This is a genomic window from Bradyrhizobium sp. WSM4874 (genome assembly GCF_055811835.1).
This window is the reverse complement of the sequence record NZ_JBVVPR010000003.1, coordinates 58,534-82,975: the sequence shown is the minus strand read 5'-3', so window position 1 is coordinate 82,975 and position 24,442 is coordinate 58,534. Positions and strand designations below refer to the sequence as shown.

Below are 24,442 nucleotides of genomic sequence, written 5' to 3'. Positions count from 1 at the left end.
GAAGAGGATCTGAAATGCGCCGACCATCTGCAAGGCGAGAGAATGACGAGCTGACGCTGCGGGGGCTTGCGCGTTTCCGTTCGATGTCACTGCTCTGCGCGATGCAGATGGTCTTCCTGCCGGTGTTCAGCGTCCGTCTGCAGGCGCAGACGGCGAACGTGATCACGCCGGACGGCCGCACCGGGACCAGCCTTCAGACGTCCGGCAGCGTGACCAACGTCACGACGTCGACCGTCTCCGGCAACAGTGCCTTCAACTCGTTCTCGCGATTCAGCGTCGGGCAGGGCAACACCGTCAATTTGCAATTGCCGACCGGCACGCAAAATCTCGTCAACATCGTTCGCGACGCACCAGTGTACGTCAACGGCACGCTGAACTCCTACATGAATGGCGCGATCGGCGGTAACGTCTATTTCGCCGATCCCAAGGGCTTCGTGGTCGGCCGCAGCGGCACGGTCAATGTCGGCAGCCTCAACGTTTCGACGCCGACGCGCGAGTTCACCGACAGCCTGATCGGCGCGCAGGGGCAGATCAACGGTTCGGCCGTCGCCAATCTGATGGCGGGCTCGTTCCCGGTCTCGCCGGACGGCAACATCCGGATCTACGGCCGGGTCAATGCCATCGACGGCGTGCGCCTGACCGGGCAGAACGTTCTTGTCGGCGGTGCCAGCCAGCGAGACATCGCCAATCTCGATCACGCCGCGAAGTTCGCAGCCTCGGTGAATTCCAAGGGGCTGCGCAGCGCCGCCGCGATCTCCGTGCGCAACGGCTCCATCCACATTGGCGCCGTCAACAACGCCAGTGTCAACGGACGGCTGAGCGTGCGAAGCAAGACCACGACGCCGAGCAACATCACGGTCGTGGCCGGCAACCAGGCCGAACTCGGCAAGAATGCGCGGTTGAGCACGGCGAGCCGGACTGCGGATGCCGGCGGCGTCCTCGTCAAGGCCGGCAACGACGTGACCGTGAAGACCGGCGCGAAGATCAATGCCAGCTCGAAGACTGCCAATGCGGGCCTGGTCGAGCTGAGCGGAAACGGCGTCATCGACGTGGGCAGCGGCGTTACGATCAACCTTGCCGCCCCCAGCGGCCGGGCCGGCACGCTGCTGATCGACCCGACCGATGTGGTGATCGGCGACACCAGCCAGGGCGACGTCGGCGTAACCCTCGGCAACACGTCCGTCGCCAACGCCATCGCGGCGCTGAGCGCTGGTGGCACCTATGTGGTTCAGGCCGACAACTCGATCACGCTGGCCGCGCATGCGGTGATCGATGCCCGCAACCTCGACGCCACCAAGACTCATTCCGTCGGCAACGCCATCAATGTCGAGATCGACGCGCCGACCATCAGCATGGTCAACGGGGCGAAGATTCTCGCCCAGGCGATCAATGTTGGTGGAACGAACTACGCCAGCGGCAGTGTCACGCTGACCGCGACGGCGAGCGACACCAAGCTGTCGGGCCAGGCCACCGCCACCACGGGGATCACGATCGATGGCCAGATCACGGGCGGCGACATCTCGATCGGTGCGACCTCGACGGCGACATCGAGCTTCACGAGCTCGGTCCCCGGCCTCTTCACGCTGGTCGGCACCACGCTTGCGGCCTCGCTGCTCGGCCTGAACGGCGGCTATGTGGCCGCGAGCGCCACGGCGACGGTCAACATCAACGGCCACGCTAACATCAACGGCCTCGGCAACGTCGACATCAAGTCGCACGGCTCGGAAACGGCGCAGGATCCGGCGCTGGCGAGCACCTTGCTCGGTGGCTCGCCGATCGGCGCCGCCGCCGTCGTCGGCAAGCTCGACGGCAACGTCACCACCAACGTGGCCTCCGGCGCCACGATCAGCGCGGGCGGCAACCTCAACATCCACGCCACCAATGACGCCACGTTGAACGTGACTGCGGTCGCGGCGACGTCCAGCGCGCAATTCGTCGCGACCGTTGCCTATTCCACCGGCTCGGTCTCGACCACGGCCAATGTCGCGACCGGCGCGAACCTCTCCGTCGGCAACGTGATTGCATCCGGCAATTCGCTGACGGTGCGTGCGATCAACAACAATTCGTTCTCGACCAGTGCCACCGCGGTCGCGCTGAGCACACCGAACGCGAGCGGCAGCATCGGCGGGGCGCTCGCCATCAGCGACGTCACCACGTCGGCCACCGCAAAGCTCGGCGCGTCACTGGGCACCAGCACGTCGTCCCGGATGAACGGCTCCGTGATGGTCGAGGCGACGTCGAACACCACGAGCAACTCGACCATGGCTTCGACCATCGTCGGTACGCCGGCCGTGATCGGCGCGATCCAGGATTTCATGGTCTCCACGGCCAGCCCGGGTTCGATCATCGCCCAGCATATGATCCCGCTGATGCCGGTGAATTTCAATCTGAAGGCCGCCGCCGCGGTGTCGCTGGCCAACAGCACCGAAAACGCCACCGCGTCGATCGGCCAGAATCCGAATGGCGGCGCACCGAACCTCTATGTCAGTGGCAATGTCGCCGTCGTCAGCACCCTCGTCGACCGGGGCGTGCGCAGCAACGCCACAGCGTCTGCGATCGCCTCGGACCCGACGAGCGGCGAGGGAGTCGCAATCAGCGCCGCGGTCGCATGGGGCAATTTCAATCACAATTCGAACGCCTATGTCGGCGGCGGCACGGTGATCAATGCGGCCAACATCGCCGTCGACGCCAGCACGTGGATGCCGATCACCAATACCTGGCTGAAGTGGGACGGATTGACCGAGGTTCTCAGCCACCTCAACGGCAATCTCGGCGTCGGCGGCAACATCCTGACCAGCTATGCCAACGCCACCGCCGACGCGGGCGATATCGCCGCCGTGGCCGGCTCGGTGAACCATTTCGTCGTGAACAACGATACGACGGCGTGGGTGGCCAGCAGCGCCAGCCTGACCGCGACATGCACGGCGGCTTGCGGCAGCAGCTGGTCGGCGACGGTGAACAACGGCGACGTCCACACTTACGACGCCAGCATCCAGATCGCGGCGACGACGACGACGGCGTCGATCGACGCCGCCGGCAATGTCGGTACACTCGGCTTCCTTCCCGGCAACACGTCCGGCGGCTCCTCGGTGGGCGGCTCGCTCAATTTCGTCCAGTTCAACACCAGCACGATCGCCGGCGTTTCGGAGAGTGCATCGCTGCGGGCGGCGGACGATATCGCTGTCAACGCGATCACCTCGGACCAGTTCGTCGCGGTCGCGCCGTCGTCCGGAAAGGCCGGTGGCTCGCTGGCGCTGAACGGCATCACCTCGCTCGGCTTCCTCAACAACACGACGCACGCCTCGATCTCCAGCCAGGCCAGCGTCTTTTCTCCGACGCTCGGCGTCCTGGCGCAGCAGGATCTGTCGGTCGTGACGATCGCCGGTGCGGTCAATGTCGGCGGTGGTTCGGCGGTTGGATTGTCCGTTGCCTATCTGGGCGCGAATATGGATACCTCCGCCTATATCGGCGACAACCATTCCGACATCCGGCCGGGGCCGTTCAGCAGCAACGATCCGTTTGCCGGTAACGGCGGCGGAAGTGGCTTCGTCAACGCCGACAACCTCACGATCAGCGCCACCACCTCTGGCCGGATCACGTCTGCGGCCGTCGCGGCTTCGATTAGCGAGCCGTCATTGTCCAGCTTCGCCGACAAGGCGAACGCCGCCGGTGCCGCCGCGACCGGCGGGCCGGCCGGGATCGCGCTGGCTGCAAACAAGATCAGCTCGGGCTCGGGATCGAGCACGAGCGGTTTCACCATGGACCTTGCGGGCAGCTCGTCCGTGAGCGACGTCTCGCTCGGGACCAGCGCTTATATAAAGAATACGTCGGTCAACAAATTCACCACGGCGACCGCGGTGAACACGAATACGATCGTGCAGGCGCTCAACGACACGATCCTCAGCAACGGCTCCGGCTCCGCCGCGGCCAATATGTCCGGCGGGTGGTCTCAGGGAGCAGCGATCGGCGCCGCCATCGCGGCGGCGATATCCAACAATGCCACGCTCGCCTATATCTCCGGCACCACGATGCAGAACCAGATGTCTGTGACGGTGCAGGCGCTCAATGGCGGGTCGGAGACCGTCGTCGCACTCGGCGTGGCCGGCGGAACGTCGGCCAATGCGCTCGCTCTGTCGGGATCTGTCGGCATCGTCACCGACAGTGCCAATGCATATATCGAGAACTCGACGATCACGGGCGTCGCGACGGGGACCAATCGCGCGATCGAGGTGGATGCCTATCAGACCACGAACATCGCAATCGGCGGCGGTTCGCTCTATCTGTCGGGCGGCAAGGCCGGTGTCGGCATCGCGCTGACCTATGCGTCGATTGCCGATCCCTCGGGCGGCAACGCCACCGACGCGCATATCCGCAACACGTCGATCTCGAACTATGACAGCCTGCTGGTGCTGGCCGACAGCGCCAGCGTGATTGCGGCCGGTGCGGCCTCGGGCGGGGCAGGGAGCAACGCCAACGGACTTGCCGGGGCGATCGTCGTCGACGAGATTACGCCCACGACCACGGCCTATATCAGCAGCAGCGCGACGGTGAACATCAACGTCGGGCGCGTGACAGTGCTTGCTGACAGCGGCGCCGTGTCGGACCTCGATACGGCGCTCGGCAATCTCGTCAGGAAGTCGAACAACAATCATCTCGCGTCCGACACGTGCACTGCCGCCGCCGGCAATGGCACGCAGAACTGCATCGATTTCAGCGCGGCGGCGCTCAACGGTGGCACGGGTAACGGTCCGGGTGCCAGCATCATCTCCGTTGCGGGCACCATCCAGGCCGGCAAGAACAATGTCGGCGCCTCGATGGTGTACGATACCATCGCAACGACGCATTCGGCCTATATCGCCAACGTCCGGATGTCGGCCCTCGGCAGTGTCAGTGTGAATGCGGTCGACATCACGAAGATCCAATCGGTCACGATCGGGTTCGGCCTGGCGAGCGGCCAGTTTGCCGGCGTCGGCGGCATGACGATCAGCTCGATCGCCAATACCGTTTCGGCGGCGATCGGCAATAACCAGTCCGACACGACACAATCAACCGTCACGGCTTCCAACATCTCCGTCACCGCGAGCGACAATTCGAGCATCACCGGAGCCGCCGCAGTCGCTGGCGCCTCGACGCAAGGCAGCGCCGCGGGCCTGGCACTCGTCTACAGCAGCATTGGCAACAATGTCAGTGCCGGTGTCACCGGCTCCAAGCTGACCGCCTCGGGCAACGTCGCCGTCAACGCGAACTCGAACGCTGGCATCTCGACGGTTGCCGTCGGTATTGCGATTTCTTCGCAGATCGGCCTTGCGGGTTCGGTCGCCACCAATCTGATGGGAACCAACGTCACCGCCAGCATCACCGGCGGGGCCGACGTCACCGCGAACAACAACGTTGCCGTGATTGCCGGCAATAATGACAAAGCGGGCGTTTTCGCCGGCGCCGTGTCGATCAGCAAGGGCGCGGCCGGCGGTGCGGGCTCGATGGTCACGAACAAGATCACCGGCACCACCGCGGCCTATATCAGCGGGACGACGACGAAGGTGGATGCGCTCGGAACCAGCACGAGCGACGTGCTTTCGGTCAACAGCGGCACGCTCGCGCATGCGATCGATCTCGGCGGCTTCAGCGCGCCCACCGACACCACGCCCGATCTCAGCGAGACCCAGGAGAGCGTACGCGGCCTCGCCGTCGTCGCCAGTTCGCACCAGGCTGTCGTCACCAACGTCGCGACGCTGTCTGCAGGCTCGGGCATCTCCATCATGATCAATCCGATCACCAATGTGATGAGCGGATCCACCAAGGCCTATATCGACGGCGCGGCGATCGACACGCGGCTGGCAAGTTCGACGCTCGACCCGCAGATCGACGTGGCCGCCAGCAGCTTCTCCTATTCCGGCGCGTTCGGCGCCGGCGTGGTACCGCCAACCGGGAGCGGGGGCGGCGGTGCGACCATTCTCAGCACGACGATGTCGCGTGACACCGAGGCCTACATCACCAATGCGACCGTGGGCGGTGTGCAGTCGGCGAGCGCAACAGTGGGCGCCGTCACCGTGAAAGCCAATGCCGAGCAGGACGCGTCATCGATCGCGGTCGGTTTCGGCACCGGCTCGGTCGGGCTGAACGTCTTCGTCGCAACCACCGAGGCCTATGTCGACGGCGGCTCCCTCACGGCGTCCTCGCTCACGGTCAATGCCTACGACGCTACCGGTATCGCGTCGGCGAACGGCTCGGGCGCCTATGGCAGCCAGGCCGCGATCGGCGCGGCCTTCCTGGTTCAGGTCTCGGCGAACCGGACCGAGGCCTACGTCGGAGACGAGTTCCACTACCAGGGCAACGGCGCGGCGCACACGACCGCGGTCAATCTGAGCGGCGCGCTCGACGTCACGGCAACGACGAAAAACCGCTTCCAGGCCTATTCGATCGGCGGCGCGCTTTCGACCGGCACGGCGGCGATCGCCGGCATGGCCAACATCGAGATCGCCAACAACACCACCATCGCGGGCGTTTACGACACCACGCTGCAGTCCCCCACGGGCGGTGCTGCCGGAGCCGTCACCATCAACGCCACCGAGGACGTGGCGATCAAGGAGATCGCCGGCGCACTTTCGATTGCAGCCAGCGGGTCCGGCGTCGGTGTCGGCGCGGCGGCGAACGTCATCGTCTTCAAGAGCCAGACCATTGCGGAAAGCCGCAACAGCAACCTCAATTCGTCCGGTGCGATCAATGTCGGCGCGCTCAGCACCAAGGAAGTGCTGTCCTACGCCGTCACCGCCGGCATCGGCGGCAGCGTTGGCATCGGCGCGACCGTCGGCGTCATCATCATCGGCACCAACACCGCCGATCCGGATACGCAGGGCGAGCAGACCGGCCAGCTCAACCAGGGCAACAACGGCACCATCGCGTCGGTGAACGCCGGCACCAATTCCTCGCACGGCAGCGACGCGGTCGCGAGTGGCACATCGGGCAATCCAAGCAACGCCAACGCAACCTCGACCTACGACGTCAGCACCGTGCTGACCGGCGGCAATGACGGTGTCACCGCCCAGATCGCGGGTGGCAATGTCACCGGCACGCAGGTCAACGTCGGCGCCACCAGCGCCAACGCGACCAAGATGTTCCTGCTCGGCGCCGGCTTTGGCAAGAATATCGGGATCGGTGCCGGCATCGGCTACACCAGTGTCAACAGCAGCGTGCTCGCCAATCTGAGTGCAATCGTTGCGGCGCCTTCCGTGACCGTCGCCGCGCGGGTCAAGGACGCCGACACCGGACCTTATGCGGGCAAGACCGTTGACAGCGAGGCGATCGCCGGCGGTGCAGCGCTCTACTTCGGCGCGGATGCGGCCGTGGCAGTCGGCAACGTCGCCAACACCGTCACGGCGCAGCTCGGCGGCTCCGTGACCGGCATGGGCGGCACCGGCGTCGCGGTCATGGCGATGGACAGCTCGACCCAGAGCGTGACCGCGGGTGGCGGCACCGGCGGCCTTGCGGCCATCGGGGTGTCGATCGCGACCACGGGACGATCCAGTTCGGTCGCGGCAAAGGTGCTGCCGAACGCGACGGTGAACAGCTCAACCCTTGCGGTTGGCGCAGGCGAGGCCGGCGCAATGTCGGCCTCCGCGACCGCGGTCGCCGGCGGCATCGTCGCCGGTGACGGGGCAGTCGCGACCGCAAAGGAAAATTCGACTGTTCTGGCCGAGATCGGTTCCAGCGCCTCGATCACCACCTCCGCGGGCGGCGTCGGCACGCTGGTGTCGGCATCGCTCACCCCCAATCTTTCGAGCGAAGCGATCGGCGTCGCGGTCGGCGGCGGCGCCATCGGCGTGTCCGTCGCGGAATCCATGGTGACGGCCACCGTCACGGCCGATGTCGGCGACAACACCAGCTTCTCGGGCGGTGCGCTCGCCGTAACCGCGATGGCGCTGGTTCCGACGAACGGCACGACGACCTACGCCTGGTCGCTCGCGGGCGGCGGCGGTTCGCTGATCGGTGCACAAGGCAGCTACGCCAGGGCGTCCGAGAACGCGACGGTGAGTGCGTATGGCGGCACCGGGATTACGCTTCCCAACGCCGACGTGGTCATTACGGCCCAGAACGACAGCAGCCAATACGCCCAGGCCACCGGACTTTCGACCGGCTTCCTGGCAGTGGGTGCGACGGTCGCCCAGACGTCCTCGAGCGCGCACACCTACGCTTATCTGGGTGCCCCCGACGATATGGACGCGACCCATCTGAATCACACCGGCTACACCGGCATCCTCCAGATCACCGCAAACGGCAAGGACATCAACGTCTCCAACGCGACGGTCGGCGCGGGCGGCACTTATGCCGGCGCCGCCGCGGTCGCAACGACCAGCTCGACCGCCGTGACCAATGCGCGGTTCGACGGCGGCACGACGGATGACACGCTGTTCTTTGGCGGCCTCAACATCCAGGCCAAGCACACCACGAACTATGCCGCCAGCGGCGACGCCTACCAGGCGTCCACGGCCGGCGTCTCCGGTGGCAGCGCGCAGAACGACGTCAACGCGACCACGACCGTCGACATTGGACCTCATCTGATCATCAACTCGGCCGGCGGCGACATGGTCGTCATCGCCAACGACATCGTCAACCAGGCTGGTGGCGGCGCGCGGTCGGGCTCCGGTGGCGTGTTCGCTGGTGCAGCGGCACTGAGCAACACGCATGTCACCCAGACCGTCACCACCAACATCGGCGCCGGGACGGTGCTGAGCCTCAACGGCGATCCGCGGACATCGGCGGCGGTGATCAACATCGAGGCCTACAACACGCTGAATACCAACGACACGGCGAGCCTGGCCACAGCCGCCTTCTTCGCCGGCGGCGGCGCCGAATCCAACATGACGGCGAACGCCACGCTCGCGGTCCACATCAATGCCCGCGAACTCTTCAGCGCCGGCAAGATCTATATCGGCACGGCTGCGAAGATGGCGGCGGCCAACAATGCCAACGCCAGTCTCTACGGCGCGATCGCCGGCGTCGGCGCCAGCACCAACAGCTGGGTTCACGCCAACCAGGCCGTCACCGTCGGCAACAACGCCAAGGTCGAGGCCTGGGGCCAGATCAACATCTATGCCGGCATGTCGGGCGACACCATCATCTTCAGCAGCGTACAGGCAAGCGCGACGACGGTCGTCTACAACAACACCGCCATTCCGATCTCCACGCTCTACCGCGGCACGGCCAATGCCGATGACACGACGAGCCTGACGCTCGCCAATACCTCGAGCGTGCTCGGCGTCCAGAACATTTCCCTGGGAGCGACCCAGGGTCAGGTCACGGCCTCCGGCAACGGCAGCAACTACAATCCGTATCTGGACATCTTCAGCGCCAAGAACAGCGACAATCACAGCCACACCAGCGGAACCGGCGATGTCGCGCTCAATGGCCTGGTGGTCGCGGGCATCAACAACGATATCACCATTACGATCGACATCGGTGCGGGCGCGCCGACCGCGAGCACGACGAGTCCTTACTCGTCACTGCTGTCCGGCGGTTCGTCGACCCCCACGCTCGAATATGTCGCCGACGTCGATCACTTCAACACGATGATGAGCTGGAACCACCAGGTGGTCCAGTACACCATCGTCGGCGGCTTCAATCCCTATCAGAGCGTCGTCAACCAGCTCGCCGCGCTGACCGGCCTGACCGCGACGCAGATCCGCACACAGCTCGCGGCGGCGACGCCCGCGGCCCCCACCACGATGTCGCCATCCGGCACCGATCCGACCGGCGACTTCCAGCGCCAGATCAACGCGCTGATCCAGCAGGCGCCGTATACCTCCGACGCCGCCGGCAATGCCTTCGCATTCGGCGATATGCTGGTGTCCGCCGGCAACGTGTCGATCCTGGCGCAGAAGCTGACCGGAAACAGCGGCACGAATCCGATTGCGCCGGCGGTCATCGCGCGCAGCTCGCCGATGATCAAGATCGAGAACAGGGGTCTCGACTTCATGGACCTGGCCAACCTCACGGTCACCAATATCACCGGAGGAAACATCACCTATCGCCAGATCGACCATGTCGATCCGGATTCGCACTCCAATGTGACCTTCACCGCCACGCCGAGCGCGACGCCGATCATCGACATTTCGGCCACCTACAACCGCCTGGATCCCTCCAGCGGACTCGGCGTCGACCAGAACGGCAACCAGCTGACCCGCACGCCCGACATCTATTTCGATGGCGTCGTCAACAACGAGAACGGCCTGCTCAAGATCACCAACAATCTCGGCAGCATCGTCGCGTCGCAGTCGCTCAACGCCGCGACCGTCCAGATGGTGGCGCCCAACGGCTCGTTCGTCTTCCTCGGCGGCATCGGCAGCTTCTACACCTCCAACCACGATGTTCTCTCGCAATGGTCGGGTGTCGAGTTCAAGCCGGGTGACGACGACACGCTGACGGCGGTGATGGCGGCGGCGACCTATCTCGGCGCCTATGGCGATTACGCGAACAGCCCGCACATCGGCGCGGGCGGCGGCCACCCGTATTCGTACTATTGCTGCGTCGACGGCAATAACGGCGTTCAGCAGACGGCGAGCAACAGCACCATCTTCACCGCGCGCATGCTGGATCTATATTACGACGGCCTGTCGCTCTATTCGGCGATCTTCCTGCCGATGGGCCAGGGTGCGCCCGGCAACGGTAACCCGAACGTCGGCAGCGTGCCGAACGCTGCTACGCTCGCGATCATGGAGGGGCCGACGGCTCAGACCATCTCCACCGCGCCGTGGGAGCGAAATACCTATACCGGCCAAGGCGTCTACAGCAACTCGACCTACGACTACACCACGACCTCGACAGATGCACAGGGCAACACCACCACCACCAACCACACGGCTACGTATTACTCGCCATTCAATTGCGCGGGGTGCTCTGCCTACTTCCAAGTCGTCAATATCCAGCCGGACGTGATCACGCCGAAGACTGCGTCTTCGAACTCAGCCGCGAACTCGAGCACGGGGACCAACCCGCCGGCTAACGCGCCCTTCATCTTCGGCAAGGCGATCATCATCTCGGCGGGGGTCATCAACATCAACGGCACCATCCAGAGCGGCACGAGCAGCGATTACTCGGTCGACATCGGCGGCTCCACGTTGACCGCCATCAACGACCTCAAGAGCCGCAATGCGGGCGCGGACTTTGCCCAGGCCCAGGTCAACGCACGGAACGGCAGCTATTACGACATCACGGCGTCTGCGACGACGGAGGCCGCCGGCGACATCAAGATCGGGGTGAAGTACAACGCTCTCACCGACCAGATCCTCGTGAACGGCGTGGTGCAGGGCTCGGGCGGCTACGTCTATCTGAACGGCAGGATCATCTCGACCTCGACCCAGGACGGTGTCTCCCAAGGCACTATCGCGGTCAAAGGTGGCGCCGGCTCGATCACGGTCAACAACACAACCGGCCTGCAGCTCGTCACCAACACCATCAATACCGGCGTCAGCGCGCCGAGCGTGATCGAGATCGTCGATCAGCTCAAGCAGCAGACGACGTGGTACGTCTACAATCCGTCCGCTGCGGGCGGCCAGCAGGTGTCGACGTATCAGACGAGCGGCGTCAATGCGAGCCAGTACACAGACACGATGCTGACGAGCCTCAGCGGCACGGCAGGTATCCAGTACGCGACCAAGGCAAACATGTTCTACCAGTGGGTCGATACGGCTACGCTGGATCGTCCGACGAGCTCGACGCAGTTCGACTACGGATGGCACTATACGCCCAACTCGGCCACCGGGCAGAACTGGACCCGCACCATCAGCCTGGTTTCGGACGTGCAACAGGCCCAGGGCGGCGGCGGCAGCACTGGCCCACAGACATCGAACTTCCAGGAAGTCGTCACCGCGACCGGTTCCTATCACACCGGTGGCGGCAACACCCATCCCGAGAAGTGCTGCGGCACGGACAACCAATACAACTGGTACCAGAATATCTATGATCACCTGACCCTGACGCTGACCAATACGGTGAAGGCGTCGAACCCGATCAACATCTCGTTCAGCGGCGGCGGCAACAGCACGGTTCTGGTCACGTCCAACTCCGGCATCGTCGTCAACGGTCCGATCAACAACCTCTCGGGTACGACGACGGTCAGCGCCACGGGGGCCAATTCGGCTATCACCAGCGGCACGAACGCGAACAACCCGGTGATATCGGGACGGAGCGTCATTCTCTCGGCGGATGGCGGCATCGGCACGATCGGCGCGAACGGTGTTCCCGTCCAGGTGCAGGTCTATGGCGGCAGCCTGACGGCCAGTTCAATCGACCACGACATCGCGATCGCGGCCGTCGGCTCGCTTTCGATCAATCAGGTGAAGGTGAATTCGGCGGGCAGCACGCCGCAGGGCAGCGTCTTTATCTCGGCGACCGGCGACATCAACTCGGCCTCGCCCTACGACGTCGCCAACCCCGTCGTGATCGGCAAGAACGTTGAGATCAACTCCACAGCAGGCGCGATCGGCGCGACGAGCGCCGTCATCAACGGCGCGAGCACGCTGACCAATATCAATCCGCTGGTGATCCAGGCGACGGGCACCCCGCAGGCCGGCGGCACCGTCGACGGCGGGGTTCTCGACAGCGCATCGGCGACCGGCACCTACATTGTGCAGTCCAAGGGCGATCTGCGCCTCGGCACGGTCCAGTCGAGCGGCGGCCCGGTGTTCCTCGAGGCGGCCGGCTCGGACGGCAACCAGGCCAGCATCCTGAACGGAAGGGCGGCGGTTGGTCTCACCCAGGCGCAGAGCCAGCATCTCCAGGACGTCTGGACCAGCCTCGACCTGCTCAGCGGCAACGCCGCGACCAATGCCGTCAACAGCTACCAGTCGATGGTGACGTCGGCCTATAACGACTACTTCCAGCTCAAGAACATCGCCTTCGCGAACGGCAGCACCTACAACCCGACTTCGGTGGGATTGACCGTGCTGCGGGCGCAGGTGGCGGCCACGCTCGGCATCGATCCCGCGAACGTCTCGACGACGGACATGAAGGTCGAGGCCACGACGCGGTTCCTGAGGGACCAGTTCCTGCTCGGCAAGATCACGACCGATGAGCTCAAGACCTCACTGACGACATTGCTCGGCACCGCACCGGCAGATCCGCTGGGGACCGTGTTCGGCAGCTCGCTGTCGTCGACCCTGTTCACGAAGCTGTTCGACGGCGTCACGACAGCCAATCAGCGCCTGCCGAGCAATACGGCGCTGCAAACGGCACTGAACACTTACAATGCGAACTACGCCTATACGCTCGCGTCGACCGAGCGGGTCTACGGCATCATCACCGCGGGCGCGCAGTGGACGCAGAGCCAGCTCGCCTACACCGTCTCGTCGTCGGCCGTCGGCGCGGCACCGCCGCCGATCGACGAGAACGTCGTGGCCAATGTCAGCGCCAACCAGATCATGCTCTATGCGCCGCACGGCTCGGTCGGCAATTCGGCAGCGCCTCAGACGTTCACATTCACCAGCGTCGATTCCTCGTCGCTGACGCCGGCGCAGAGGGGATTGCTCGCGACGGCCGGTCCGGGTCAGCTCACCGTCGGCGCGGTCACGGATCCGACCACCCACGTCGTGACGTATACGGTCAGCCTGTCGCAGCAGAACCTCGTCGTTGTCGACAACCCGATCGCGATCTCGGCCAAGGCGCTGACCAACATCTATCTCGGCAGCAAGAACAGCCTCACGCTCGGCGGCATCACCGCGGATTACGGCCCGATCGCGGCCGCGCAGGCCAACGGCATCGAGGTGACCGGCCGCGGCGACGTCAAGCTCGACGCCGTGACCAGCATCACCGCCGCCGCCGGCGTGACCGGTACGCCCGTGATCTCCGGCGATATCGGCAATCTGACTCTGATCGCCGAGCACGGCAATGTCGGCGCCCCCGGGGCTGCCGGAAGCAATCCCGCGACCAACGCAAACGCGATCCAGATCGCCTTCGCCGACCCGGCCAATGACCAGCTCGACCAGGTCTCGTCGGCGCAGGGCATCTATGTGAAGCAGACCACTGGCGATCTCATCCTCGGCAACATTGCCGCCGGCAATGCAATCCAGCTCGCGGCGACGGGCAGCATCTATGCCGAGTCCGGCTTCACGGATCGTAGCGCGATCCATATTCTGGGCACCGACCTCGATCTGCGCGCCGGCGGCAGCGTCGGCTTCAACGGCTCGACCTTCCAGCCGATGCAGGTGAATATCTCCGGCGCCGTGACCGGCTCGGCGGTCGGCGATCTCAGCATCCTCGCGGTCACCGGCGATCTCATGGTCGGCACCAACGGCGCCTATGGGACGCTGACATCCGGCGGCGCACTGACGCTGAACGTTGCGCGCGGCGCGCTCACCATCAATGCCGACCTCGCCAGCGGCGGCTTGATGCAGCTCCTCGCCAACCGTGGCATGACCTTCGCGGCCGGCACCGGCACGGCCCCCGTGACGGCGACCAGCAGCGCCGGCGGGGTGACGCTGGTGGCCGCGACACTGTCGATGGAAGCTTACTCCGCCATCAACGCGGCCGGCGTGATCTCCGTGACCACCACCGGCGACGCGGCCATCGGCCGGCTGAATTCATCGCTGTCCTATGCGGCGGCCTCGAATGCAGCTTCGATCATCGTCACCGCCGGCGGCGTCGCCTCGCTCGGAGCGATCATCGACAACGGCGACGGCCAGACCAAATTCGTCGCGTCCGGCTCCGGCGCCGAAGTTTCGCTGAGCGCATCCAACGGCATCGGCAACGCGACGAGCCGGTTCATCCTCAGCGCCGCGCGGTTGTCGGCAAGCACGAGTGCCGGCGACATCTATCTGAAGTCTCTGACCGACACCGAGGCGAGCCTGCTCTCGGCGGTCAAGGGCAGCGTGGACATCCTCGGCAACGGGGGCCTGACGCTCGACCAGGTGCTGGCGGGTACTGATGCAGGCGCAAGCGGCTCCTTCAGCGCCGTCGCGAACAATGGCAGCATCGTCATCGGCACCGCCGACAGCAGCGGGTCGCAGACGGTCCACGCCACCCAGAACGTGACGTTCAAGTCGCTCGGGGCCACCGGCTACAGCGGCGACGTCGGCAACATCAATGTCACCGCCGACAACGGCTTCATCCTGGCGCAGACGGTGATGTCGGGCGGCGTGCCGACGCTCGGCTCGGTCTCCGCCAACGGCTCGGCAAGGCTGATCGCGGCAGGCAGCAACACAGGTCATAACCTCACGGCCACGACCGGCACCGCGGCCTTGAGCGGCACTGTGGTTCATTGGGATAATCTCACGGCCGGCGGCACGCTCGGCATCACCGCGACTGCCGGAGGGATCACCGTTGGCACCGCGATCAGCGGCGGCACACAGACCCTGCATGCCGTCAACGACATCGTCTTCAGCCAGCTCACCACGACAGGCATCCCGGGCGATGCCGGCGACCTCAACGTCAAGTCCGACACCGGCTCGCTCCGCGGCGGATCGATCTCGGCCAGCGGCGATACGCATTTCGATGTGGCCGGATCGGTCTCGCTCGACCGGGTCAGCGGCAATGTGATCAAGCTGACTTCATCGGGCGACCTGACCATCGATTGGGTCAGCGTAGTCAAGGAGCTCGACCTCGCCGCCGATACCATCAACGTCAAGGGCGAGCAGGTTCGCTCGAGCCCGTCGGTTCCGCTGATCATGAACATCACCGGCTACAACGGCGGCACCGCAACCTCGGCCAACGTCTCGATCGATCCGGACAGCATCGTCATCAACCAGTTCAGGGTGGTGGACGCCAACTTCTGGACCGATGCGCATGCGGTCGCGATCCTGAACGGCTATGTGCCGGGCCAGTTGATGCTGACCACGGCAACCCAGCAGGTGCTGCTCAACAACCGTACGCCGGCCCCGTCCAACTGGCCGTCGCTCCAGCTCTACCAGCCGGGTGGCGTGTTCACGATGAGCCAGGTCGGGAATGCCAATGTCAGCAACGCCTATGTGGTGTTCTACACCGGCAACGTCTCCGCGACGGTCACCAATTATGGGCCGACCCACACCTGCTGCAACGACTTCACCGGCGCGAGCATGGTGCGCAACATCTCCGTCGACGGCGAGGGCACCGAGAGCATCGAGACCTGGCTCGCGAAGAAGGACGGGGGGACGTTCTACCTGCTCGGTCTCTCCGGCAAGGCGCGGCTCGATGCACTGCTGATGCCGCGGCCGGTCGAGACCATCGGTTCTGGTCCCGCCGTCAACGTCGAGGGGCTGAGCGACATGCGCAAGCTGCGCCCGCAGGGCCAGCGCGTGGGACGCGCCGGCTGGAAGGACGCGGCGATCGAGGCGGCGAAGCCGGCCATCGGCCGTCTCGCACAGGCATGGTAACGGGACCAGGGATGCGGATTCTGGGGGCGGCGATAGGAGTTGGGCTCGCAGCGTCGTGCATCGCCTCCGCGCGGGCGCAGATTCCGTCGATCAATCCCGGCGTGATCCAGAACGACGTCGACCGGCAACGAAGGCAGCTCGAACAGCAGAGCGCGCCGCCGAAGCTCAACGGCCCGGCGGTGATTGGCGGCGAGCGGGAGAAGTCCCAGCTCCTGAAGCCGGGCGGTCCCAAGTTCCGCCTGCGCAACGTCGAGTTCGACGCCTCCAAGTTCATCACGCCGGCCGAGCTCGCCGAGATCGCGAAGAAGTACATCGGCAAGAACGTCGACATCGCCTCGCTGCTGCAGCTCGTCGCCGACATCAACGCCATCTATACCGAGCGCGGCATCGTCACGGGCATCGCGACGCTGCCCGAGCAGGATGCCAAGGGCGGCATCGTCCGCGTCAAGCTGACCGAAGGCCGGCTCCAGAAGACGACCATCGAGGGCAACAAGCAGACCCGCACCGAATACATCCTTCAGCGCGTGAAGGAGCCCGAAGGCGAGGTCCTCGACGTTCCAAAACTCAATCGCGACGTGATCTGGTTCAATCGAACCAACGACGTGCAGATCAAGGCGCTGCTGCAGCCCGGAACGAGCTTCGGCCTGACCGATCTCCAGTTCGCCGTGATCGAGCCGCCGGTCGACACCCTGCAGCTCTTCACCGACAACCAGGGCGCGGAAAACACCGGGCGTTGGGAGGGTGGGGCCTTCTACAAGCGCCACGGCCTGTTCGGTGTCGACGACCGCCTGACCTTCTACGGCGTCCGTTCCGACGGTAATCTCAACGGCAACGTCGCCTACAGCATTCCGGTCAATCCTTGGGGCGGCCGCGCCGGCGTCAGCTATACCGAAGGCAAGATCAAGATCATCCAGGGGCCGTTCGTCGCGCTCGACGTCACCGGACGCTCGAGCCAGGCCGCGGTCAATTTCAGCCAGCCGATCTGGGTCACGCAGAACTGGCTAGTGCTGCTCAACGCCGCGGAGACCGAGGGCAAGACGGTCAGCCGCTTCGCCACGGTCGCCGTGACCCATGATCATTACGACAAGGCCACGGCGGGCCTCTCGGTGACCAATTCCGGCAACACCTATTCGATCACGGTTTCGCCGGCGGTGAACTACATCACATGGCAAGACCACGTGCTCGGCAATAATCGCACGTTCAACACCTATACCGGCTCGATGTTCGCGACCAGCGCGGCGGGACCTGCAAATTTCAGTACCAATGTGCTGGCGAGCTGGCAGTACACGCAGGAAAAGCTGCTACCGGGCGACCAGATCTTCTCGATCGGCGGTCCCACTACCGTGCGCGGTTATCCCTCCAACTCGGCGTCCGGTGACAGCGGCTACTACTTCAACGCCGAGCTGCACTACAATTGGTCGCAATGGCTCAGGGGTTTCGACACCTACATCTTCACCGACTGGGGCGCGGTGTATTCGACGTTCCCCGGGATCACCGAGCTGGGCTCGGTGGGCGTCGGCTTCTCCTGGACTTATGCCTCGTTCATGACGTTCGAGGCGAATTACGCGACGCCGCTGAAGATGGCGGTCTCGACCCAGCACCACTACGAGGCCTACGGCCGGGTCATTTTCCGGCCGTTGTTGATGTTCCAGAAGCAGGAAACTCCTGCGCCTGTGGCGGCGGTTGCCGGCAGGAGTAGGTCGTAGGACGTAGGGGGGACGCGCTTAACGCCGCAGCGTGAACTCATCCGGGCCGCGGCGCTGCTCCCACTTCGCCTGTTCCAGCTCGGGCCGGTCGCATTCGATTTCCGGATAGCCGATGCAGAGATAGGCGATGAATTTCCAGGTGTCCGGCACGTCGAGAATGGCGTGAATGCGATCCGGATGGAGGATCGATACCCAGCCAAGCCCGATGCCCTCGGCGCGCGCGGCCAGCCACATCGCGGTGATCGCCGCGACCACGGAATATTCCGTCGTCTCTGGCATCGTCGCGCGGCCGAGGCCGTGACCGACATCGCTGGCCTTGTCGGCGAAAACGGCGAGGTGGCCGGGGGCCTGTTCGAGACCCGACAGTTTCAGAGTGGCATAGCGCGCCGCGCGCTCATCGGCATAGGCATTCAGTGCGTCGGCGTTGCACGCTTTGAAGTCGTCGATCACGGCGCGACGCCGCGCGGCGTCATCGACGATGACGAAGCGCCAGGGCTGGCTGAGGCCGACCGAGGGTGAGAGACAGGCTGTCTCGATCAGGCGATCGATGGCGCCGTCCGGCAACGGGTCGGTGCGAAAGCGGCGCACGTCACGGCGCCACACGAACAGCTCGCGCAAGTGTTGGCGGAAGGTCTCGTCGAACTCGACCACGACGTCAGTGTCCGATCTGGAAGGCTGCGGCAACCAGCAGGATCAGGATCTCGCCGGTCTGCTCGAACGCGCCGAGAATGTCGCCGGTCTGCCCGCCGATCTGGCGGATGGCAAGTCGCGCCAGCATCAGGCCGGCAAGCGAGAGCAGGATCAGGCCCACCAGCGCCTTGCCCGGTCCAAGCGCCAGCGCGAGCGCGAGGATCCCAACGGCGAAGGCGATCGCAATGCTGCGGCCCGGCGGTGATCCCGCACTCGCCGACAAGCCGTCAGGTCGCGCAGGTGGAACCTGCGACATGAAGGCCGGCAAGCCCGCGCGGGCAGCAGTATGCGCAGCGCACAGCGCGAGCGCGACGGCCCACGGATTGGCGATCGCCGCGAGCGCGCTCCAGCGCAGGCCGAACGACAGGATCAGCGCGCAGACGCCATAAGTGCCGATCCGGCTGTCGCGCATGATCTCGAGCTTGCGCTCGCGCGTGCGGCCGCCACCGAGCCCGTCGGCAGTATCGGCAAGGCCGTCCTCGTGCAGCGCGCCGGTCATGAGGGCGGTCGCGGCCAGCGCGAGCAGGGCGGCAAGATTCGGTGCCAGACCGAACCGGCTGGCGAGCTTGTAGACCAAGGCGCCGGCAAGGCCGACCGCCAGCCCTGCAACGGGAAGCGCCCATGCCGCGCGCGCGATGGCCCCGTCGCCAGCTGGCTTCGACGAGGCGACGGGAAGTATCGTCACGAACGATACCGCCATCCTGAGATCGGCGATGACATTCCGCAAGAATTCGTCGCGCGGCATCATTTCAGCTTCATCGGCAGGCCGGCGACGACGAACTCGGCCTCGTCGGCAACGGCCGCGATGGCCTGGTTCATGAATCCGGCCGCGTCGCGGAAGCTCCGCGCCAGCGCATTGTCGGGGACGATGCCGAGGCCGACTTCGTTGGTGACGAAGACGACGGGGCTCTTCTGGGCGCGCAGGAAGACGGCGAGCTTCATGACTTCGTGATCCCAGTTGCGCTGCGCATGCATCATGTTGGAGAGCCACAGGGTCAGGCAGTCCACCAGTCTAGGCCCGCCGCCATCGGTTTCCATCAGCGCCTGCAGAAGATCGAGCGGTACCTCTCGCTCGATCCAATCGGTTGAGCGTCGTCTGCGATGCTTTTCGATGCGTGCTTCCATTTCCGCGTCGAGCGCCTCGGCCGTCGCGATGTAGACGGGACGGCCCGGAAAGCTGCGTGCGCGTTTTTCCGCATGGGCGCTCTTGCCCGATCGCGCTCCGCCCGTGATCAAGATGACGGCCATAAAGGTCTCCTGTGGGCCTGACTAATCACCAAACGCGGCCAAAGACAAAGCCGAAATCAGGCAGTCGGGGGCTTGCGTTCGGCCTTCGCTTTGCGCAACAGGGGCAAGACAGGAGGCGGGTGTGGGTTTTGCGGGTGCGATGGCGGTTGCGATGGTGGTGGATGCCCTGTTGGGCTGGCCGTCGTGGTTGTTCGCGCGGATCGGCCATCCCGTCACCTGGTTGGGCGGGCTGATCTCTGCCATCGACACCGCCTGGAATCGACCGTCCGATCCGCAGGCATTTCGCCGCGCCGCTGGTCTCGCCGGAGCACTCGTCGTGATCGCGCTCTCCGTCGCGCTCGGCTGGGCGCTGCAGTCCCTGCTTCCCTTGGGCTGGACTCAGATCGTACTGGTCGGCGTCCTGGGCTGGCCGCTGGTCGCCTTGCGTTCGCTGCACGACCACGTTGCTGCCGTCGCAAATCCCATGCGGGCCGGTGACATCGCGGCCGCACGCGACGCGGTCTCGCGCATCGTCGGCCGCGATCCCCTGGCGCTCGAGGAGGCCGGGATCGCTCGCGCGGCGATCGAGAGCCTCGCCGAGAATGCATCCGACGGCATCGTCGCACCGGTGTTCTGGGGCGCGCTGTTCGGTCTTCCGGGGATCCTCGGCTACAAGGCGATCAACACGCTGGACTCCATGATCGGCCATCGCTCCGAACGCCACGAAGCCTTCGGCTGGGCTGCGGCGCGAATCGACGATGTCGCCAATTTCATTCCGGCGCGGCTGACCGGATTTCTGTTCGTGCTGCTGGCGCCACGGCGATCGGAGGCGCTGTCTTGCATGATGCGGGATGCACGCCGACATCGATCGCCCAATGCCGGCTGGCCGGAAGCCGCCATGGCGGGTGCGCTTGGTGTGCGGCTCAGCGGTCCGCGAATCTATCACGGCAGCACCACCAACGAGCCATGGTTGAATGAAGGTGCGCGCGATCCGCTTGCTGCCGACATCGATCGGGGATTGACGGTCTACCGCCGCGCTATGCTGCTGCTCGCCGGTGTCCTTGCGATCCTGGCCTTCGCGTGAAAGAACAGCGCATGCGCGAGCACGGTGGAAATCTCGATCTGGCCCAGCAGCGTTTCGGCGGCCCCGCGGAGCACTGGATCGATCTGTCGACCGGGATCAACCGCCTGCCTTATCCCGTGGGCGAGGTGAGCTCGCGCGCATGGAGCGCGTTGCCGTCGCACGGCGACATCGAGGCGCTGCATCAGGCGGCGCGGCAGGCTTATCGCACGAGCGCGGCGGTTGTCGCGCTTGGCGGCGCACAGGCCGCGATTCAACTGCTGCCGCAACTCGCGCCAACCGGCCACGCGCGCATCCTCGCGCCGACCTACAATGAATATGCCGGGGTCCTCTCGGCCGCGGGCTGGGAGGTCCAGGAGGTCGGGGAGCTCGACGCGCTGGCGGGCGCCGACCTCGCCATTGTCGTCAATCCCAACAATCCTGACGGCCGATGCCACACACCAAGGGATTTGCTGGCGCTTCTGCCTCGCGTCGGCCGTCTCGTCATCGACGAGAGTTTTGCCGATGTGGCCCCGCAGCTATCGCTTGCATCCGAGGACCGGCCGGGGCTGCTGATTCTGCGCTCCTTCGGAAAGTTTTACGGCCTTGCCGGCCTGCGGCTCGGTTTCGCGCTCGGCAATTCGTCCGACATCGCCAGGATCGCCTCGATGTCGGGGCCTTGGCCGGTCTCGGGAGCGGCGATCGCGATCGGTTGCCGTGCTTTGGGTGACGATGCTTGGGCTGAGGCCGCCTCCGCGCGGCTCGCGCGAGACTGTGGTCGCCTCGACGGCATGGTGCAGTCGCAAGGCTGGACGCTCGTTGGCGGGACGCCGCTGTTTCGTCTCTACGCGACGCCTGACGCGCTTGCCGCGCAGGAGAAGCTGGCGCGTCGCCATATCTGGTCGCGCGTGTTCGGGCGGGAGCCGACATGGCTGCGCCTCGGGCTTCCGGGCGGCGAATCCGAATGGACGCGCCTGGCCGAGGCGCTAGCGCGCTAGCGCGAGCAGGCCTTCGACGTCGAGATGAGCTTCCATGTGATCGGCGAGCGCATCGAGCGCGCTCTCGACCCTGGCGTGATAGGGCTCGTCGCCGGCGGCAATGTCGAGCTTTGCCAAGAACGCCTTGCGGAAATCATCCGACGTGAAGAGGCCGTGCAGATAGCTGCCTTGCACGCGCCCGTCGCGCGAGATTGCGCCTTCCGGTTCGCCGTTCAGCCTTGCGAATGGCCGCGCGCGATCCGGCCCATCGGTGCGGCCGATGTGGATTTCATAGGCCTCGATCGGCTGTTCTGTTGCGGCATGCACGGCCGCGACACGCGTCAGCGTCTTCTGCGGGCTCATCACCGTCTCGACATCCAGAAGCCCGAGACCCGCTGTGTCGCCCGCGGGGCCCTCGATCCCCTCGGGATCCGTGACGCTGCGTCCGAGCATCTGATACCCGCCGCAGAGGCCGAGCACATGGCCGCCTCTGCGGTGATGCGCCAGGAGATCGATGTCCCAGCCTTGCGCGCGCAGAAAGGCAAGATCGCCGCGGGTGGATTTCGAGCCGGGGATGATGACGAGGCGCACGTCGCCGGGAATGGCTTCGCCCGGCCGCACCATCACGAGATCGATGCCGGGCTCGAGCTTGAGTGGATCGAGATCGTCGAAATTGGCGATCCGCGACAGCGCGAGACAGGCGATCTTGCATTGGCCGGGCTTGCGCGCATCGCTCAGGCCCAGCGCATCCTCAGCCGGCAGCTCGCCGGCGCGCCCGAACCAGGGCAGCACGCCAAAGCCGCGCCATTCGGTCTTTTCTTCGATCAGTCTGTAGCCGTCGTCGAACAGCGTGGGATCGCCACGGAACTTGTTGATGACAAATCCCTGGATCATCGCGGCATCATCGGGGTCGATCACCGTCTTGATGCCGACGAGTTGCGCGATGACCCCGCCGCGGTCGATGTCGCCGACCAGCACGACCGGCACATCGGCTTTGCGCGCAAACCCCATATTGGCGATGTCGGCCTTGCGCAGGTTCACCTCGGCCGGGCTGCCGGCGCCTTCCACCAGCACGAGATCGGCACGCGCCTTCAGCCGTTCGAAGCTCTCCAGCACCGCAGCCATCAATGACGGCTTCATCGCCGCATATTCACGCGCACGCGCGGTCGCAATGCGCTTTCCGTGCACGATCACCTGCGCGCCGACATCCGTCTCCGGCTTCAGCAGCACCGGGTTCATGTCGGTATGCGGCTCGACGCGCGCGGCGAGCGCCTGGAGCGCCTGGGCGCGGCCGATCTCGCCGCCGTCGACGGTGACGGCCGCGTTGTTCGACATATTCTGCGGCTTGAACGGGAGCACGCGCGAGCCGCGACGCACAAAGGCGCGCGCGAGGCCGGCGACGATGAGCGATTTGCCCACGTCCGAGCCGGCCCCCTGGATCATCAATGCGCGCGCCATCGCGAGTTTCTTAGAACTCGACGCCGGCTTGCGCCTTGATGCCGGAGCGGAAGGGATGCTTGACCAGCGTCATCTCGGTGACGAGATCAGCGACCTCGATCAGCTCGTCCTTGGCGTTGCGGCCGGTGAGCACGACATGCGTCATCGGCGGCTTCGAGGTCGCCAGGAATTCGACGACCTCCGCGATGTCGAGATAGTCGTAGCGCAGCGCGATGTTGATCTCGTCGAGCACGACCATGCGGAGATTCTGGTCGAGGATCAGCTCCTTGGCCTTCTGCCAGCCGGCGCGCGCGGCGGCGATATCGCGGGCGCGGTCCTGCGTCTCCCAGGTAAAGCCTTCGCCCATGGCGTGGAACTGGCAGAGGTCGCCGAAATGGCCGGTCAGCATGCGGCGCTCGCCGGTATCCCAAGCACCCTTGATGAACTGCACGACGGCGCAGGGGAAGCCATGGGCGACGCAGCGGACGATCATGCCGAAAGCCGAGGAGGACTTGCCCTTGCCGGCGCCGGTGTGGACGATGATGAGGCCCTTTTCGCCGCTCTTGGTCGCCATGATCTTGTCGCGGGCGACCTTCTTCTTCGCCATTTTCGAGGCGTGGCGGGCGTCGGTTTCGTCGGCCGTCTGGGTATCCGGTTCTGACGTCATCGGACGGGGTCCTTCGGCTTGACAAGAGGCGGTCGGGGGCAAATGGTGGCCCGGCGTTGGTTCCTGTCCTACGACAGGCGAAGAGGGAATGCGATAGGGTCCGAATCGGCAAGATTTGGTTCCAAAATGCAGCCGCCCCCGCGACCGTGACCGGAGAGATGCCCGAAGCCACTGATCCCCTTGGGATCGGGAAGGCGGGGATCGAAGGGGAAACCCTGCTCCGCAAGCCGGGAGACCTGCCAGCGCGGACGATTTTGGACCGGCGGACGGGGTGTTCCGCGACGGGGAAACGGGCCTTCGCAAGAACGGTTCGTGGGCCTCTTCGCTTCCCGCTGTTT

The 24,442-nt window shown here is 65.3% G+C and carries 9 protein-coding genes and 1 riboswitch; of the genes, 4 read left to right on the top strand and 5 right to left on the bottom strand.

Features of this window, described 5'->3' with window-relative positions:
• Positions 1 to 14: 14 nt before the first annotated feature.
• On the top strand, positions 15 to 16,340 hold the full coding sequence (locus AC0L3P_RS04205) for a leukotoxin LktA family filamentous adhesin (RefSeq protein WP_473301069.1): 16,326 nt from the start codon (positions 15 to 17) through the stop codon (positions 16,338 to 16,340).
• 11 nt (positions 16,341 to 16,351) lie between these two features.
• Positions 16,352 to 18,046: a ShlB/FhaC/HecB family hemolysin secretion/activation protein gene (locus tag AC0L3P_RS04200; protein ID WP_354055964.1), complete on the top strand. Its 1,695-nt coding sequence runs from the start codon at positions 16,352 to 16,354 to the stop codon at positions 18,044 to 18,046.
• An 18-nt stretch (positions 18,047 to 18,064) separates the two neighbouring features.
• On the opposite strand, the gene bluB is transcribed toward AC0L3P_RS04200, so the two are convergent.
• The 3 genes from bluB to cobU are packed head-to-tail and all read right to left on the bottom strand — an operon-like array spanning position 18,065 to position 19,984.
• Positions 18,065 to 18,697, bottom strand: a complete 633-nt coding sequence (bluB, locus tag AC0L3P_RS04195) for a 5,6-dimethylbenzimidazole synthase (RefSeq protein ID WP_473301068.1) — start codon at positions 18,695 to 18,697, stop codon at positions 18,065 to 18,067.
• 4 nt (positions 18,698 to 18,701) lie between these two features.
• Positions 18,702 to 19,484, bottom strand: coding sequence for an adenosylcobinamide-GDP ribazoletransferase (gene cobS / locus AC0L3P_RS04190; protein WP_354055960.1), 783 nt, complete (start codon positions 19,482 to 19,484; stop codon positions 18,702 to 18,704).
• The gene (gene cobU / locus AC0L3P_RS04185; RefSeq protein WP_354055958.1) at positions 19,481 to 19,984 is read right to left on the bottom strand and encodes a bifunctional adenosylcobinamide kinase/adenosylcobinamide-phosphate guanylyltransferase; all 504 of its coding nucleotides are present in this window, start codon (positions 19,982 to 19,984) and stop codon (positions 19,481 to 19,483) included. Before cobU ends, cobS begins: the two co-directional genes overlap by 4 nt.
• A gap of 121 nt (positions 19,985 to 20,105) precedes the next feature.
• On the opposite strand from cobU, the gene cbiB reads away from it, so the two are divergent.
• Together cbiB and cobD are read left to right on the top strand one after the other, a co-directional pair.
• Entirely contained in the window at positions 20,106 to 21,047 is a 942-nt protein-coding gene (cbiB, locus tag AC0L3P_RS04180) for an adenosylcobinamide-phosphate synthase CbiB (RefSeq protein WP_354055956.1), read from the top strand.
• Between the two features lie 11 nt (positions 21,048 to 21,058).
• Complete coding sequence (gene cobD, locus AC0L3P_RS04175) at positions 21,059 to 22,021, top strand: threonine-phosphate decarboxylase CobD (RefSeq protein WP_473301067.1); 963 nt, start codon at positions 21,059 to 21,061, stop codon at positions 22,019 to 22,021.
• On the opposite strand, the gene AC0L3P_RS04170 is transcribed toward cobD, so the two are convergent.
• A complete protein-coding gene (locus tag AC0L3P_RS04170; RefSeq protein ID WP_473301066.1) occupies positions 22,010 to 23,458 on the bottom strand; it encodes a cobyric acid synthase in 1,449 nt (482 codons plus the stop codon). The two genes, cobD and AC0L3P_RS04170, sit on opposite strands and share 12 nt — an antisense overlap.
• A 10-nt stretch (positions 23,459 to 23,468) precedes the next feature.
• Entirely contained in the window at positions 23,469 to 24,104 is a 636-nt protein-coding gene (gene cobO / locus AC0L3P_RS04165) for a cob(I)yrinic acid a,c-diamide adenosyltransferase (protein ID WP_473301065.1), read from the bottom strand.
• A gap of 40 nt (positions 24,105 to 24,144) precedes the next feature.
• A riboswitch (cobalamin riboswitch) is annotated at positions 24,145 to 24,362 on the top strand.
• Positions 24,363 to 24,442 lie beyond the last annotated feature (80 nt).